Origin of the sequence: Streptomyces sp. NBC_00873, assembly GCF_045207415.1 — a bacterium.
In the GTDB taxonomy this organism is placed as follows: domain Bacteria; phylum Actinomycetota; class Actinomycetes; order Streptomycetales; family Streptomycetaceae; genus Streptomyces.
The window spans coordinates 8,296,868-8,312,284 of record NZ_CP108803.1 but is presented as its reverse complement, the minus strand read 5'-3'; the positions used below and the strand labels follow the sequence as shown (position 1 = coordinate 8,312,284).

16 protein-coding genes and 4 pseudogenes are annotated in these 15,417 nt (G+C 67.7%); 7 read left to right on the top strand and 13 right to left on the bottom strand.

Going from position 1 to position 15,417, the window contains the following annotated elements:
* Nucleotides 1-36 precede the first annotated feature (36 nt).
* A pseudogene (locus OH809_RS38405) lies at nucleotides 37-1,730 on the top strand (ISAzo13 family transposase); the annotation flags it as partial.
* Here the strand turns inward: OH809_RS38405 and OH809_RS38400 are convergent.
* Nucleotides 1,730-2,098, bottom strand: a pseudogene (locus tag OH809_RS38400) (transposase); the annotation flags it as partial. The pseudogenes OH809_RS38405 and OH809_RS38400 sit on opposite strands and share 1 nt — an antisense overlap.
* A 192-nt stretch (nucleotides 2,099-2,290) precedes the next feature.
* On the opposite strand from OH809_RS38400, the gene OH809_RS38395 reads away from it, so the two are divergent.
* Nucleotides 2,291-2,986, top strand: a complete 696-nt coding sequence (locus OH809_RS38395; RefSeq protein ID WP_406416564.1) for a hypothetical protein — start codon at nucleotides 2,291-2,293, stop codon at nucleotides 2,984-2,986.
* A 22-nt stretch (nucleotides 2,987-3,008) separates the two neighbouring features.
* Here the strand turns inward: OH809_RS38395 and OH809_RS38390 are convergent, their stop codons facing one another.
* The 5 genes and pseudogenes from OH809_RS38390 to OH809_RS38370 form a co-directional block, all read right to left on the bottom strand.
* The gene (locus OH809_RS38390) at nucleotides 3,009-3,416 is read right to left on the bottom strand and encodes a transposase (protein ID WP_406516315.1); all 408 of its coding nucleotides are present in this window, start codon (nucleotides 3,414-3,416) and stop codon (nucleotides 3,009-3,011) included.
* A pseudogene (locus OH809_RS38385) lies at nucleotides 3,417-4,334 on the bottom strand (transposase); the annotation flags it as partial.
* A 126-nt stretch (nucleotides 4,335-4,460) separates the two neighbouring features.
* Nucleotides 4,461-5,069: a group II intron maturase-specific domain-containing protein gene (locus OH809_RS38380; protein ID WP_406516314.1), complete on the bottom strand. Its 609-nt coding sequence runs from the start codon at nucleotides 5,067-5,069 to the stop codon at nucleotides 4,461-4,463.
* Between the two features lie 97 nt (nucleotides 5,070-5,166).
* Nucleotides 5,167-6,161, bottom strand: a pseudogene (locus OH809_RS38375) (IS5 family transposase).
* A 9-nt stretch (nucleotides 6,162-6,170) separates the two neighbouring features.
* Nucleotides 6,171-6,983 (bottom strand): reverse transcriptase domain-containing protein, encoded by an 813-nt coding sequence (locus tag OH809_RS38370; protein ID WP_406416566.1) that lies wholly within the window; start codon nucleotides 6,981-6,983, stop codon nucleotides 6,171-6,173.
* A 707-nt stretch (nucleotides 6,984-7,690) separates the two neighbouring features.
* Between OH809_RS38370 and OH809_RS38365 the strand changes: the two genes are divergently transcribed.
* Nucleotides 7,691-8,029 carry an ankyrin repeat domain-containing protein gene (locus tag OH809_RS38365; protein WP_266908570.1) on the top strand — a complete coding sequence of 113 codons (339 nt, stop codon included), beginning with the start codon at nucleotides 7,691-7,693 and terminating at the stop codon, nucleotides 8,027-8,029.
* Between the two features lie 18 nt (nucleotides 8,030-8,047).
* On the opposite strand, the gene istB is transcribed toward OH809_RS38365, so the two are convergent.
* Nucleotides 8,048-9,043 carry an IS21-like element helper ATPase IstB gene (gene istB, locus OH809_RS38360; RefSeq protein WP_406416568.1) on the bottom strand — a complete coding sequence of 332 codons (996 nt, stop codon included), beginning with the start codon at nucleotides 9,041-9,043 and terminating at the stop codon, nucleotides 8,048-8,050.
* Here istB and OH809_RS38355 point away from each other — a divergent pair.
* Nucleotides 8,980-9,276, top strand: coding sequence for a hypothetical protein (locus OH809_RS38355; RefSeq protein ID WP_406425462.1), 297 nt, complete (start codon nucleotides 8,980-8,982; stop codon nucleotides 9,274-9,276). The two genes, istB and OH809_RS38355, sit on opposite strands and share 64 nt — an antisense overlap.
* Before the next feature lie 109 nt (nucleotides 9,277-9,385).
* On the opposite strand, the gene OH809_RS38350 is transcribed toward OH809_RS38355, so the two are convergent.
* Genes OH809_RS38350 through OH809_RS38340 form a run of 3 tightly spaced genes read right to left on the bottom strand, consistent with a single transcriptional unit; the run spans nucleotide 9,386 to nucleotide 10,572 of the window.
* Complete coding sequence (locus OH809_RS38350; protein WP_406416570.1) at nucleotides 9,386-9,670, bottom strand: hypothetical protein; 285 nt, start codon at nucleotides 9,668-9,670, stop codon at nucleotides 9,386-9,388.
* Between the two features lie 4 nt (nucleotides 9,671-9,674).
* Nucleotides 9,675-10,199, bottom strand: coding sequence for a hypothetical protein (locus OH809_RS38345; protein WP_406416571.1), 525 nt, complete (start codon nucleotides 10,197-10,199; stop codon nucleotides 9,675-9,677).
* Between the two features lie 28 nt (nucleotides 10,200-10,227).
* A complete protein-coding gene (locus OH809_RS38340) occupies nucleotides 10,228-10,572 on the bottom strand; it encodes an RRQRL motif-containing zinc-binding protein (protein ID WP_406516313.1) in 345 nt (114 codons plus the stop codon).
* Between the two features lie 271 nt (nucleotides 10,573-10,843).
* On the opposite strand from OH809_RS38340, the gene OH809_RS38335 reads away from it, so the two are divergent.
* Both OH809_RS38335 and OH809_RS38330 read left to right on the top strand, forming a co-directional pair.
* Complete coding sequence (locus OH809_RS38335) at nucleotides 10,844-11,248, top strand: hypothetical protein (RefSeq protein WP_406416573.1); 405 nt, start codon at nucleotides 10,844-10,846, stop codon at nucleotides 11,246-11,248.
* Between the two features lie 63 nt (nucleotides 11,249-11,311).
* Nucleotides 11,312-11,782, top strand: coding sequence for a hypothetical protein (locus tag OH809_RS38330; protein WP_406416575.1), 471 nt, complete (start codon nucleotides 11,312-11,314; stop codon nucleotides 11,780-11,782).
* Here the strand turns inward: OH809_RS38330 and OH809_RS38325 are convergent.
* Nucleotides 11,779-12,030 (bottom strand): hypothetical protein, encoded by a 252-nt coding sequence (locus tag OH809_RS38325; RefSeq protein ID WP_406416577.1) that lies wholly within the window; start codon nucleotides 12,028-12,030, stop codon nucleotides 11,779-11,781. The genes OH809_RS38330 and OH809_RS38325 overlap by 4 nt on opposite strands.
* Nucleotides 12,031-12,628: 598 nt before the next feature.
* Nucleotides 12,629-13,234, bottom strand: a complete 606-nt coding sequence (locus OH809_RS38320; RefSeq protein WP_406416579.1) for a hypothetical protein — start codon at nucleotides 13,232-13,234, stop codon at nucleotides 12,629-12,631.
* Between the two features lie 330 nt (nucleotides 13,235-13,564).
* Here OH809_RS38320 and OH809_RS38315 point away from each other — a divergent pair, with 330 nt between their 5' ends.
* Entirely contained in the window at nucleotides 13,565-14,533 is a 969-nt protein-coding gene (locus tag OH809_RS38315) for a transposase family protein (RefSeq protein WP_406516312.1), read from the top strand.
* Here the strand turns inward: OH809_RS38315 and OH809_RS38310 are convergent.
* Nucleotides 14,485-15,396 (bottom strand): carbohydrate ABC transporter permease, encoded by a 912-nt coding sequence (locus OH809_RS38310; RefSeq protein WP_406516126.1) that lies wholly within the window; start codon nucleotides 15,394-15,396, stop codon nucleotides 14,485-14,487. The two genes, OH809_RS38315 and OH809_RS38310, sit on opposite strands and share 49 nt — an antisense overlap.
* Between the last annotated feature and the right edge of the window lie 21 nt (nucleotides 15,397-15,417).

Genomic DNA, 15,417 nt, shown 5'->3' with positions numbered 1-15,417 from the left:
ATCGTCATCGTCAGGGTGCCGGTGGGAGGCTGTGGCATGGCTACGCATCCGCAACCCCGTACAGCGGCCGAAGCCCTGCAGACAAAGTTCGACCAGATCCTGCCGCACCTTGATGAGCGCCGTCGTCGGCTCTATCTGGCCAGCGAGGCCACCGCGATCGGCCACGGCGGCATCGCTCTGGTGGCGACGGCCTCCGGTACCAGCACCGCCACCATCGCACGCGGCATCGTCGAACTGGCCGGGCAGCCTGCACCGACCCGTCGGATCCGGGTTCCGGGAGGCGGCCGCAAGCCTTTGACGGCCACCGATTCCGGTCTACTGCCGGCACTCGAGGCGTTGATCGAGCCGCACACTCGCGGCGATCCCGTCTCCCCGCTGCGCTGGACCACGCTGTCGCTGCGCGCCTTGGCATCGTCCTTGACCGACCAGGGCCACCCGGTCAGCGCCACGACTGTCGGGCACCTGCTGCACAACCTGGGCTACAGCCTGCAGGGCACCGCGAAGACCCACGAGGGCGTCGGCCATCCGGACCGCGACGCCCAGTTCGCCCACCTGAACCGCACCGCCGCCGCCTTCCTCAACGACAACCAGCCGGTGATCAGTATCGACACCAAGGCCAAAGAGTGGCTCGGCGACCGCGACCGGCCCGGCCGCACCTGGCGACCGGGCGGAAACCCGATCAAAGTGGACTGCCACACCTTCATCACAAGCGACCAGCCGGTAGTCATCCCCTTCGGGATCTACGACATCGCCCACAACAGCGGCTGGGTCAACGTCGGAACCGACCATGACACCTCCGAGTTCGCGGTGGAGTCCATCCGCCGCTGGTGGCAGCACCGCGGACAAGCTGACCACCCGGACGCCACCCGGCTGCTGATCACCGCCGACTCCGGCGGCTCCAACGATCCCCGCCGCTGGACATGGAAGAAGCACCTGCACGCCTTCGCGCAGGAGAGTGGGCTCGAGATCACGGTCTGCCACTTCCCACCTGGCACATCAAAGTGGAACAAGATAGAACACCGAATGTTCTGCCACATCACCGCGAACTGGCGAGGACGGCCGCTGACCAGCTACGAGGTCGCCCTCGAGACCATCGCCGCAACGACCACCACGACCGGGCTTTCGATCGGGGCCGAACTCGACACCGGTAGCTACCACCTTGGCACGACCGTCACGCCAGCCGAGTTCCACGCTCTGCCGATCACACCGAGCACGTTCCACGGCGACTGGAACTACACCCTCGCACCTGCCCCGCCCAAGCCTCCCGAGGCGCCACGGACTCGTCGCCGGATCGACCCGGCCCTGACCGAACTGCTCACCGACCCGGCCCTGACGGGAATGGCCCGCTCCGACTTCGACCACTTGGTGGCGGTCTCGGAGCCGTACTGGGACGCCTTGGCCGAGGCAGCATTCCAACGACGCTTTCACCGTCCGCGCAGCTATCTCCACCCGCAGACCAGCAGCCTGGACCACTACCACCGTCTGCTGACAGCGTTGTTACGCCGCCGCAGAGCATCGACGAGTACGCTCCTGGCCCACTTGCTGGGCGTCACCCGCACCAACCTGTCCAATCAGTTCCAGGACGGGCACCGTCTCCTGGACCTGCACAAAATCACCGTCAAGCCATTGCCCGGAGCGCCCGCCCGCACCCTGGAGCAACTGAAGGCCCGTGGGACGCCTATCGAAAGACACCCCACAGATCAAATCTGACAGTTATTCAATTACAAGCCCCCGCGGTGCCCGAGTACTGCCGCTGGACACCGGCGGACTTGGTGCCCTTCTTCAAAAAGCCGGTGTCGTCGCAGATCAGGACGCCGTCCGCACTGCCGATGGTCTCCACGACGAAGTCGCGGATGTCGTCGCGGACGGCGTTCTCGTCCCAGTCGGAGTGGTTGAGCAGGCGCTGGACCGAGTCCGGGCGCAGCTGCCCGACCTGCTCCGACAGCGTCCACCCGTTCTTCATCTCCAGCGGCGCGAGCAACCCGGTCAGATAGTCAAGCGCCCGCTCACGCGGCTCCGACCTGCCGAAACGGTGGGCGAACCGGGCATGGAGCCCGGCTACCCCCTCGGACCACGACTCGACCTGCTCAACCGTCAGCACATCAGCACACAGTCACACCAACGAGACACAACGCCGTCCGTCACGCCAGATGCGGTTGCAGTACTAAGCCGTCAAGTCATCCCTCAGGGACTTCGTGGTTCGCACCGCCCTGATGACACAGGTAAGGCCGAGGAGCGTCGAGGGCTCGGTCTGGGCAGGGGCAGTCGGTGAGGCGGCATGATGATCGGCATGATGGAGATACCCGGGTACGACAGTTGCCCTCTTGTTCACCAGCCGGAGCTGCTGGAAGAACCTCTCTTCTGGGTTGGCCACCTGTACTCGTGCGTCGGTCCCGACGAGGACATGGAAGAGCTGCTCCTCGGTGCGAATCTCGAGGCGGCCGAGGTGTTCCACCGGGAGCTGTTGGAGCGGGCAGAGTGCCCCTTCTTCTCTATCCCGCTGACCGCCGGGCACCTCCTTCACGTCGTCCACCGCGCGTGCAAGAACGACCCAGGTGTCGACTATCTGCTGCACCACCCCAGCTGGGAGCGTGCGCTGCTGCTGGCCAGGGACGACGGGCACTTCATGGGTCCTGCCTTGTCCTGGCCCGAGTTGTTCTCCGCCGCCGACAACGGGCTGCCCGGAGGCAGCACGGCCGATCCACACAGCCGACTTCTGTTGTTGTTGCCCGCGCTTGGAGATGACAGCGCCCCGGACAGCGCGACACCCCGCCTGGCGGCAGCTCTCAGCACCCTGACGGCGGTTGAGGCCCCCGAAAAACTCGCTGCTGCTTTCGTTTACGGCGGTGCAGGAGGGGCGTCCTGCTGGACCAGCAAGAACGGCGTTCGCGTGGACGACGGCGCATACTCCTACCGGAACCAGTCCAACGTCTTCGCCCTGTCTCCGGAAGACCTAGCTCGCGTTTCGGCTGCCTTCACCTTCTGAGCCGCGTACCAACCCGCGCGTTCTATGGACTGGCCAGCTCAGGCGCGGCCGCTGGTGGGAAGGCGATCGCCTCGTCGAAGGGAGCGCGGGCGAGTAGGCAGTAATGCAGCTGCCCCAGCATGCGATTGAACAGGTGCCTCAGGGCCTGGGCATGCCAGTCCCCGGCCGCGCGACGACGACGGTAGTGCGCATTTGCACCTGCCGAGTGGGTGAGGGTGGCGAAGGCCCACAGGTGTCCAGCGTGGTTGAGCCGGTTGTTCTTCACGAACCGACGGCCGACGTACTTTCGTTTGCCGGAGGCGCGGGTGATCGAGGCGGCGCCCGCGTATGCCTTCAGCCCACCGGCGGTGACGAAGCGGATGCGGTCGTCGCCCATCTCGGCCAAGAGACGGGCGCCGACGCCGGGGCCGATGCCGGGGAAGCTGAGCATGATCGAGGCGGCGCCCGCGTATGCCTTCAGCCCACCGGCGGTGGCGAAGCGGGTGCGGTCGTCGCCCATCTCGGCCAAGAGACGGGCGCCGACGCCGGGGCCGATGCCGGGGAAGCTGAGCATGATCGGCGCGTCGGGGTGAGAGCGGAAAGTCCGCTCCACCGCCTTGGCGAGCTCGTCGACGGCCTTGCAGACAGCGTGCAGCTGAACCAACGGGGCCTTGGCCTGGATGCCCATGGCCTCCTCGACAGCGGGCAGGTGGCGGGCGACGGGCTGCCGGAACAGCGTGTGGAGCCGTTCTGCGTCCTCGGTGATGCCGCGCTTGCGGCCCGCGTTGGTCATCATCAGCCGGAGCTTCCACGTTGGCAGCTGAGCCGCGAGTGCTGGCGTCCGTGCCGCCCCGAGGATCTTACGGGCGTCTGGGCGGGTCAATCCGCCGGCCTTGTCTCGCCAAGCGTCGACGGCGGCCGGGTAGTACTCGCGCAGCAGCGAGCGGAGCTGGTTGGCGATCTGCTGCCGGTTCCAGACCGCGTCCTGGTGCGCGCGGGCCAGGACTGCGATCGCCTGAGCCAGGTCGCTGTCGGCGGGCAGCGGTCGGTGCATGGGCATGTCCGTGCGGATGATGTTCGCCAGAACCAGAGCATCGCCAGGGTCGGACTTCTTGCGGCTCACGCCATGCCGGTCTCGGTAGCGGGATGCCGCCATCGGGTTGACCGCGAACACCTGCCGGGCGCCGGTCCGGAGCGTGGCGACCAGCAGTCCACGGCTGGTCTCGATGGCCACTGGGATAGGGGTCTCGGCGCTGTCACCGTGCTCGGCCAGCAGGTCCAGCAGCAGCTGGTAGCCGTCCAGGTCGTCGTTGATGCGGCGTTTGGCCAGCAGTTGCCCGGTGTCGTCGACCACTGCAACGTCATGGTGGGGTCGGCATGGAGCGCGGTTCCGGGATTACTCCCGGCCCGTTTCTCCATGCCACCCTCCCGAACCGGACGTGCGAGTTGGCCCCGCATCCGGCTCTCCACAAGCCCCGTTGGGCAGTTGCTCTCCTCAGCTTGTACTGGGCCATGGCGATGGAATCGTCGTTCCACGGGGTCGGTAACGTGTGGTGACTACCGACCCGGGGTTGAACAGGACGACTTCTCCGTCGTGCGGCCACCATCCACCGTCGCAGTAGCGGCGGCGGAGTTCCTTCCACCCGACTCCGAGGTGTTTGCGCCGGAGCCATCCGAAGACCTGCCGCCGGACGATCATGCGGAGGTACTGGAAGGCCCGGGCAGATACCCCGGGGCGAAAGTAGGCGGTCCAGCCCCGCAGCACCTGGTTGAGCTTGTGCAGCAGGACTGCCAGCGGCAGGCTGACGTTCATCCGGCAGATCGTCTTCGTCTTGGCCTTGATGGACCGAAGTGCCTTCTTGGCCGGGTAGTTGTAGACGTACTGCCGGTCCGTTCCCCGCTTCCGGTGACGCTGGATGCGCCAGCCGAGGAAGTCGAGGCCCTCGTCGATGTGCGTGATCAGCGTCTTCTCCTCCGACAGCCGAAGACCGACGGTGGCGAGGACGTCCGCCACTTCCGGAAGCAGCGCCTCGGTGTGCGCTCGGGTGCCCGACACGAGAACGACGAAGTCGTCCGCGTACCGGATCAGCCGGTAGTTGGGCAGCCCCTTCTGGCGCCGTGTCCACCGCTGCTTCGTCGTGGACTGCGGCCCGCCCGGAGCCTTGACGAAGTGCTCGTCTAGGGCGTGTTCCAGGTTCGGATCATGTGGGGCGGAGACTCCGGAGCCAGATGATCGATCCGCGTAGGTGGAGTCCGGCGAGGTAGCTGGTAGGAGTCTTGTCGTAGCGGGTGGCCAGCCCTCGCCATTCCTTGATCTTGTTGATGCCGCGCTCGACGGTGTTCCTCTCCTTGTAAAGCTCGGCGTCGTGGGAGAGGGGGCGGCCGCCCTTCGAGCCTCGCTTCTTGCGGTGGGCGGCCTGGTCCTTCTTCTCCGGGATCACCGCCTGGATCCGGCGTTTACGCAGGTAGGAGCGGTTCGCGCGGGAGGAATACGCCTTATCGGCGGCGACGGCCCGGGGGCGGGTGCGGGGCCGACCGACCGGCCCACGGATCCTGACTCGGTCGAGGACCGCGGCGAAACGCGGACTGTCGGCCGCCTGTCCCGGCGTCACCACGAACGACAGCGGGCGGCACCGCCGGTCGGTGGCCAGGTGCGTCTTGACCGTCAGCCCGCCCCGCGAGCGCCCCAACGCGGCAGCTTTCAGGCGGGCCTTGTGGCGGCGGCGTATCCGTCGTCGTTCGGCACGTAACGCTTCCTCGACCGGGTCGCCTTCGGCCGTCACCTGGGCGGATTGTCCCTTTGCTGGAGCCCCTTTTCCTCCTCGGCGGCTTTCACCAGTTCCTCCAGGAGCCCGGGTTCGACGGCCATGCCGGCCGCGTGGTGATGCGCGCGTGCGACGGTGGAATCGACGCTGACCAGGTCCAGATCGGCCTGTCCTCGCCGGGCCGCCTCGGCGATCATCCGCTCCATCAGCGTCTCGAAGGTGCCCGCAAGGGCCCACTTCTGGAAGCGGCCGTAGACGGTGGACCAGGACCCGTAGCGTTCGGGGATGTCGCGCCACGGGCTCCCGGTCCGGAACCTCCACATCACCGCGTTCAACTGTTTACGCAGGTCAGGGATCGGTCCACTCACGCCGAGCGGCAGGTGCGGCTCGAACAACTCCCACTCTGCATCCGTCAGATCGCCTCGCGTCACCCCGGATGTCTACCGTCCCGAGCCACTCCGGCGGAGCGATTTGACCCAACAGTGATCTGAACCTGGAACACGCCCTAGGACCGACAGAGCCACATTACTCATCAGTGGCGAAAGAATCCCACCCTGTGGGGTGCCGGTGACGGTCTCCTTGGAGGTGCCCACCTCAGTGAGGAAGCCCGCCTTCAAGAACGCCTTCACCAGCGCGAGCACACGCTTGTCCCCGATGCGAGCCCGCACCCGGTCCATCAGGACCGAGTGCGAGATCTCGTCGAAACAGGCCGTGATGTCGCCCTCCAGCACCCACTCATATGTCTTGGATGCCAGAAAGCGTGTCTCGGCCATCGCGTCGTGCGCACGCCGATTCGGGCGGAAGCCGTACGAGCACGGCACAAAGTCCGCCTCGAAGATCGGCTCCAGCACCAGCTTCAAAGACGCCTGGACCACCCGATCGGCCACGGACGGAATCCCAAGGCGCCGCCGCTTGCGCGACCCCGGCTTGGGGATCATCCGTTCCCTGACCGGGACCGGGCGGAAGCTGCGGGACTTCAACTGGTCCCGCAGCCCGGCGAGGAACCGCTCCTCACCGATCCGTTCCCGGACGAAGGCGACGGTCATCCCGTCGACTCCGGCCGAGCGTGCGCCCTTGTTCCCCGCGACCCGCTCCCAGGCCATCGCCAGGAAGCCGGGATCGCAGACGAGGTTGTAAAGATCGTCGAACCGACGATGAGGATCGTCGTTCGCCCAACGGTGCAGCTTGGTCTGGATCTCCAGTACCCGCCGCTCGGTCCGCAGAGAACCAAGCGGCAGTTCACTCGTGTTCACCAGTGTTCTCCCGGTCTTCCAGTACTTCCACTGCTGACTTGCTGGTGCCGGGCACCAAAGGGGGGTCCCGAGTGGCCTCCGAAGGGGCTGCCACAGGAATGCACCGCGGCTTGCCTGGGCTGGTCGGCCTGGTGGTCGGGGCGGAGGCCGGCCGCTGGTCGGTGTGCCGTCATCGCGTTGTTCTCCCTCGGTCCGGGCGCCCCGGGTGGGGCGGTGATCGAGGGAGCAGCGTGCACGGGACCCCCTTGTCCGCGGTCTGACGGCGGCCGGTAGCGGGCGTGGTCCAGGGGAAACGCGGCGGTGGTCGGGGTGGTAGCCGGCCTGGACAAGGGGTCCTGGTCGGGTTCGTGGTCGGGCCGACCAGAGTGGACAAGGGGGCCGGGTTTGGCCCTGGCAGCCCGATTCGCCCCGTCCGTTCGGGGAGGGAGAGTCCTCTGTCCTCTGTCCACAGGTCAGCAGGCCGACCATGCGGGGACGACGCCGTGGGTCGCGCGGCGGCCATCGTGAGGAGCTTGATGCCGTACCTGATTCCGTCCCGCACGCCGCTTGTGGACGATCGCGTAATTCCCCAGGGGTAAGTTCACGTAATTCCCCAGGTTCCTCTGCCTGAGAGGGGGGCGCGACAGGTCCGCGGAAGTGGCCGGTTACTCTCATCTCGTTCCAAGGCCATGGCCTGAGATGATCTCCGCTGAAGGGGAGGGGCAGTAATGGAGATGCCACCGACGCACCTGGCTGTCGAACAGGACCGGCTGGAGGATCTGCGCGACCTCTTGGCGGCGGGAGCTGACATCCACGAGGAGTACAACGGGTTCACCCTCCTCCACAGTGCTGTCGACGGAGAGATCGACGGACACATCCAGACTGGGGAGCCCCTCCATGTGGATGCCACGTGCTTCCTGCTGTCCCAAGGTGCAGATCCCACACGTCGTTCACACGGCGGGACCGGAGTGTCAGCCCATCACATGGCCTTCGTCAACAGGCACTGGCTTGCTGACGCTCTCTTCGAAGCCTGGCTCACTCGTGGGGACACCAAAAGCGGTCTTTAGAAGACGGACTCTGGTTATTTAAGGCTTGGCGGTGGGGTTCTTCGGCCGCTTGTTGGGGCGGTAGCTGGGGCCGTTCATGATGACCTGGTGGCTGGTGTTGATCAGCCGGTCCAGCAGCGACTCGGCGACGACGGGGTTGGGGAAGAGCGGATACCAGTCGCTGGGCGCCCGGTTGCTGGTGATGATCAGGGACCGGCCCTGCCGTTCGCTGACCAGCTCGTAGAAGTCGTCAGCCTGGGCCGCGCTGAGCTGGCGCATGGCGAAGTCGTCGAGGATGAGCACGTCGGGCCGTACCATTTCGCGGATCCGCTTGTCCCAGGTGCGGTCCGCGTGTCCGCCGGCGAGGTCCGCGAGGATCCGGCTGGTCTTGGCGAAGCGGACGTGGGCGCCCTGGCGGACGGCGAGGTGGCCGAGGGCCTGAGCGACGTGTGTTTTTCCGACCCCGACCGGCCCGAAGAGGATGACCGACTCCCCGGAGTGGAGCCAGCGCAGGGCTCCGAGATCTCGGATCTGGGCGGCGGGGAGCTTCGAGGAGGCGGTGAAGTCGAACTCCTCCAGGGTGACCTGCTGCTCGAACTTTGCCCGTGCCAGGCGCCGTTGGAAGGCAACGGTCTCGCGGCGGGTGATCTCGTCTTGGCAGAGGACCTGCAGAAAGTCCAGGTGCCCGAGTTCGCCGCCAGGTGGTGACGGCGGCGGCGCCGATGCCGATGGCGCGGTGGAGGGCCGCGTCCAGCTCCATCCACGCGCTGCCCGGCCCGGTGAGCTCGGAGGTGGCCTTGCCGTCGTCGTCGACGCGGGCGGCCTTGCAGTGCTCGATGTAGCCGGTCTTGCCGGTCTTCTTCGCCAGCCATAGCAGAACCGCTCCGCGGTCGATCGCGGCGTGTGTGGAGGCGTTGATGGCCGCGCCGGCGAGCAGCGCGGTGGGCGTGACGCGGTAGCCGAAGGCGCGGGTGATCGCGACGGTCGCCCCGAGCTGCACGGCGGTGTACGAGGCGACGTGGCAGGCCACCGCACGCCTGCCGAGGGTGCTGGTGGTCATGGTCGGGCGGGTGGAGTTCGGCGTGGCGGGGGAGCCGTCGGCGTGGACCAGGTCCTCGCCGTACAGCCGCTTCCGCGAAGCCGTCTTCGACCCCTGCACCCAGTGGTCACAGGCGGGATGCAGTTCGCCGAAGGTCGCCAGCAGGGTGCCGAAGAGGGCCAGGCGCTCGGTGGTGAGGGGCAGACGGGGCATGCTGGGGTTCTCCTGATCTCGAATGCGGGTGAAGGGGAGCGGGGCGGCCGGCCTCTTTGCCGATGCTGCGGCCGACCCCGTGTGCGGCTTCCGCCCCTGGCCACACAGGCCGGGGGCGGGAGCCGTCAGAACGGCGGTTCGTCTGGCCAGGCCGGGACGGGCAGGAGCCGGATGCGCAGCTCGCGCCGCATCGCCCAGCAGCCGCACGCCTCCATCTCCGGGAACGGGCCGCCGGTCCACCAGCCGCCCGCGCCCCGGCAGTCGGGGCAGGAGCGACGGGCGACGGGGGCCAGCTCGATGCGGTGGCGGTCGGCGTGCAGCTTCCAGTGGCCGGCCTTGAGGGCGACGGCGGCCGCGGCGACCGTGCCGGACACGGCGGCCGCGACCAGCGCGGCGGTTCGAATGCGCACGGCGTCAGGGCCGGGCGAAGGGCTGGACGGTGAAGTGGGTGCCCTGCCCGGAGGCGGCGGGCGTCGCGGCGAGGAAGCCGGGGTCGGCCTGCGCGATGTCGCCCAGCAACGCCTTGATCCAGTCGGTGGGGCGTTGGAGGTCGACGCGGAGCGCGGTGAAGTCCGAGAGCCGCACCCGGTGCGGAGCCGCGCCGTAGCGGCGCGCCCACAACCGGGAGCGGATCAGCTTCGCGGCCTCGGTGTCGGTGGGCCTGGCGGGCACGCCGCGCGGCACCGCCCGGCAGGTGGCGGCGTGGATGTTGGCGCCCTGGGCGGCCTCCGTCTCCGTCATCACGTTGCTGGCGGCGTTGCGGTCCGCGCGGTGCGTGCAGCCGAGGCAGGCGACGGCGTAGCGCGCGCTGCTCCGGTCGGGGTCGCCGGTGTAAACGAGGACGGTCGCGCCCTCCAGTGCCCGGAAGCGCTGGGAGACGAGCGTGCCTTCCGGCGTCCAGGTCTTGGGGGCCGGGGCGGTACGGGTGAACAGAGCCACGGTGACTCTCCTTCGCAGGGATCGTTGATCAGGCGGCCAGCCGGTGGGTCACCGGGGCCGTAGCGGTGAAGTAGGTGTCGGGGCTGGGCTCGTAGCCCTTGTGGCACGGGTCGCAGCAGCCCTGGGTGCGCAGCGGGAGGCAGAAGTAATAGCGGCGCTTGCACTCCGGGCAGGTGGACCTCGCGGCCATCGCCCGGTCCAGCGCCCATTCCTGCGCGAGCGTCGGCGTCCGCTTCGGCCGGGCCAGTTCCACGTCGTAGAGCCAGCCCCGCTGGGGGTGGTTGCACGACTGGTCAGGCCGGTAGGCGCAGTACTTGCAGCGCAGGACCGCGACCGGGCCGTGCCCGCCGGGGCTCAGTCCCCGCTCGCGCAGCTGCCTGCGGGTGACCAGGCCCTCGGGACAGGTGCGCCGATCGAACTCCGAAACCAGCGGGTTCGCAGAATCTGGTGGTAGCCGTGGCAGGAACTCGCTGGTGGGTTGTCGGTTCTGTAGTGAGAGGCGCTCGGGTTCGTGCCCGACGCGTCAGGCAAGATGAGGGCTCCAATCGGTTGGGGAGGGGCCTGGGGTGGGTTACGTACTGCAGGCGGTAATCGCAGGGGACGAGCTGCTGAGTGCCGCGGCACGGGACGTTCCGGGAGCCCGAGTGGCGCCCCTTCGGCAGGGCCTGTCGCTGATGCCGATGACGGATGAGGTCTTCGACGGCGTCACGGACGGCAGCGCCGCAGGGGATCTGGGTTTTTGGCGGCTGCCAGGTGGCTTCGAGAGAATGCTCGCTCAGTGGTCGGTCTCAGGGCCGGTTGCCTATGTGGAGGCCGAGTACTTTGGTGGCGGCGGCGAGCAACGAGCCGCCGTCTGGGCTGACGGGGCCCTGGTGCTGGGGCCGCTGGATGTGCCAACGAAGAAGCGGTTCTCCCGAACAGTCAGCCCGATCTCCCAGTCCCTGGGGCGGCTGGGCGCGCGAAGGGGCCTGGGTGAGGACGAGTTCGAGGCCGTGGGGCTGGACCGTCACCGTGACAACGAAGTCTGGATCTCGTCCAGCGCCTGCTAGGCCGTCTCTTTCGGATCACCGACCGGCATACTGGGCGTCATCCAACGGCTGGAAGCAGACAGCGTGCAATTCGACATATTTCGCATCGGCGCAAGCCTTTCGACTGCCACCGTGATGGCATTCGCCCCGTCCGCTTGCGGGACAGCCAAACCCGCCCCCACTCCGAAGGCCGTCACTCATGCCGAATTGGTCGGCCGGTGGGACGGGGAGGGGGAATGCGGATCGCCGATCGTCCGGCTACGCGACGACTACACCTTCTCCAGCAAGGACTTTCCGGTCCAGTGGGACGGCCCCGTGCCGGACTCGCAGGTGACACGCCGTTCAAGCGACGGGAAATGGCATGGGGTCAACAACGACCCCGGCCTGACGCCTTATCTGGTGCTTAGTTTCAAGAATCACAACGACTACCAGTTTCTGCCGTTCTATCTGGAGCACGGAAAGCTGTGGATGGACGGGACTGTCTCCGCGGACGGCGGGGACCCCTATCTCTACACATGTCACTACAAACGCACTTCCGCCGACCCTGAGGCCTAGGCCTGTGTGGAGTCGATAGTGAAGCGCTCGGGATAGGCCGCGCGGACGTAGCAGATCGCGGTGTGCGAGGTAATTCCGAACAGACGCATCAGCCGGATCGGATCCGCGGTCTCGCGGGCCTCGTCGAGGAATCGGTCTTGCCGGAGCTGTGTGGCGTTGATCCCGATCCGGTCCCGCAGTGTCTGGAAGTTGGAGGCGGTGACTGCGGGCTGGTCAACATGCATGGCGGTGATGGGGCTGACGATCATGTGTCTGTGCTGCAGCCCGGCGCTGCAGCACCTGCACGTCCGCCAGGCCGCTGTCCTCCGGGCTGCCCGGGCCTTGCTCATCGCCGTCCTCCGGCTGCCCGGTGAGCAACGTCAGACGGCGGCGACTTCCTGAATCCCGCATAGCCCCGCAAGTTACTGGCCGAACTCGCAGAATCTGCCAGTAACTCGGGAAACTCGACACGGACGGATGACGACCGCCAAGAAGGCCCTCACCTCCCCACTTGCACTGATTCCCGTACAAGAAGCGCTGACGAACCCGCGTGAACTCCAGTTGGCAGGGTCGCGGTGCTGCGCGGCACCTTCTTGACCTCGCGGCGGCGCCCCTTCTTCCGGGGGCGGGGCATCAGCTGCTCCAGGTACCGGGGAGCCGGGCGGGGCGCTGCGGGCGGGGCTGGCCGATGCGGCGGCGCGGGCGGGGGATGAGCACGGTGTGTCCTCCAACAGGGTTGATGGCGGGCAGTGCTGCGCCCGTCGGCGGAAAGTCCGTCGACGGGGCGGAAGGGGTGAGGCGGGCGGCCGGTCGGCCTGTCCGGTCCTCGCCCGCGTACGGCGGGCGAGAGCCAGGCAGGGCGGCGGGTCAGCGCTTTTGGAGCGGGTGCACGTTGTCCGGGGTGTCTTCGGCGGGCGGGGCTGCCGGGGCCGGGAGATGGATGTGCGGCTCGATCTGGTGACCGGCGTTGTGGATGTGGGTGAAGAACGCCGGGCGCAGGGTCAGGCCGCGCAGCGCGAACGCGGAGGCGGCGGTCCAGGCGAGGACGGCGAGCCCGGTGGCGATGGTGCGGCCGTCGGCGGGCGCGGCGCTGTAGACCATCGCGATGCTGGCCGCGCCCCAGGCTGTCCAGGTGATGCGGGCTCCGCTGCTGCGGAAGAACCCGCCGACAAGGCCGAAGAGACCGACGACCTGCCAGACGGTGTAGACGGTGGAGGCGCTGATCGGGAGCGAGGCGGAGTGGGCCGCGATGTACGAGCGGATCGGCTGGTCGGCCACGGCGAAGACGCCGTTGGAGGTGTCGGTGCCGACCTGGACGCGCGGGACGGCGGTCAGCAGGTCGTGCAGCGCGGCGGCCAGGACGTCGGTCGCGCCGTCCAGCAGGATGATGACCGCGCAGATCGCGGCGAGTCCGAGCGCCGCCTTCACCCAGTTCGCCATGCCGTGCCAGCCGAGCTCGGGAACCTGGCGCACGTCTTCCCAGCGCCAAGCCGACGGGTTCGCGGATTCCTGGAGGAGAAATCCAGGGAACCGGAGGGAGGTTCCTCCTCTTGAGGCAGAGTAGCCCGTGGGTTTGGCTTCGCTCACTTCAACCGAAAGAGCGGCAGCATCCCTGCGCTGCCCACCCGGCTCGTCGGCCTGCTTCGCAGATCGGCGCGATCGTTCCGCGGAAAAGAAGCCGCGCTGTCTGCCGCAGAGCTGACAGCATCCGGTGTCATGGCAGATGACAGCACTAACGAGTTGGTGCGTGATAGCGGGTGAGGCGTCGTGCCAGGTTGGTGGCATGATCCGGGTGTGGCGATCATGGTGAATCGGGCGGTGCTGGCGCATCGGTTGTTTACGGGGATCTCGCGGCGTCATCTCGCGTGTCTGATCAAGGAGTTGGCTGTGTCGTGGCAGGCCGGCCTGGAGGGCCGCCGTCATGCCGTGCGGGGTGGGGCCAGGAAGCGGGCCGCGGGTGCCGGCGCCCGTCACCAGCTGGTTTTCGTCGACCGCCTGGTGGCCACGCTGATCCATCTGCGACACGACCTGCCGCACTCGGTGCTGGGCCTGCTGTTCGGCGTCGACCGCTCCACCATCACCCGTGCGATCGCAGAAGTACGCACGCTCCTGGCCGAGCGGGGGTGCGCGGTTCCCGACCGTCCCGGTCTGCGGCTGCGGCTGCGGCTGCGGCTGCGGCTGCGGCTGCGGCTGCGGCTGCGGCTGCGGCTGCGGACGCTGACAAACGTGTTCGCCTACGCCCAGGCCGAGGGCATTGAGCTGCGCTTGGACGCCACCGAGATCCAGGTCCGTCGTCCGCCGGCCGGACGTGGCGGGCGGCGCGCGTTCGTCTCCGGTAAGAAGAAACAGAACACGATGAAGGCCACCGTCATCGCCGACTGGCGTGGCCGCACGTTATGGACCGATGCGCTGCGGCCTGGTCGTATGCACGATGCCACGGCCGCCCGCAACGAAGGCATAGCCATCTGCTTCCAGCACTTCCCCGACGTCGAGGTCCTCTTGGACGACGGCTACCTGGGCCTGAGCCGCGACCACCGCGGGCAAGCGATCACGCCGCCCAGAAAACCGCGTCCGGGAGCACTGCCCGGCAGAGTTGAGCAGTGGGAACGCGACCGCCACGGTCACTCATCCGACCGCATCACCGTCGAACACGCCCTCGCCGACCACAAACGCTGGAAGCAACTGACCCGCTGGACCCACCGCCGCGACCGCCTGCCCGACACCTACCGCGCCATCGTCGGCCTCGTCTCCGACCGCACCATCAACGCCTGACAACCGGCCACGACCAAGCCAAACACGACCCGCCCGCTATCACGCACCAACTCGTAAGCCTTGATGGCGCCCGTGAGCACGCCTTTGACGAAGTACTTCTGGAGGAAGGGGTAGACGGCGACGATCGGGATGATCGCAAGGATCAGCACCGCCATGGACATCGAGGTGGACGACGGCAGCGTGGCGACGCCGAGCGCCTTGGCGTTGAAGGTGTCGCCTTGCAGGACGTACGAGCGGAGCACGACCTGCAGCGGCAGCTTCGAGCCGTCGTTGATGTACAGCATCGCGTTGAAGAAGTTGTTCCAGTACTGGACCGCGTAGAACATCCCGACCACCGCGATGACGGCCTTCGACAGCGGCAGCACGATCCGCAGCAGGATGCGCAGATCGCCCGCGCCGTCGAGGCGCGCCGCCTCGTGGAGCTCGTCCGGGATGCCCTGGAAGAAGGCCCGTACGACCACGATGTTGAAGGCGTTGAGCATGATCGGGGCGATCAGCGCCCCGTATGTGTCGATCATGCCCAGCTCCTGGATGACCAGGTAGTTGGGGATGATGCCGGGGGTGAAGAGGAAGGTCCCGAGGACGATCATCAGCAGCGGCTTGCCCGCCACCGTGCCCGGCCGCGACAGCCCGTACGCCAGGGCCACCGTGCAGAGCAGGCTGAGCGCCGTGCCGACCAGGGTGATGACGACGCTGACCACCGCGGCCCGCGTGACCACGCCGCCGGAGAGGACCACGTTGTAGGACTCGAAGGTCGGATTGCTCGGGAAGAGCACGTAGCCGCCGTTGGCCGCGAGCTCCTCCTTGGTCGCCAGGCTGGCGCCCAGGCAGAGCAGGAACACAAGCGGAACAGGGCTTACCAATCTCCCAAACGTCTCAATTTC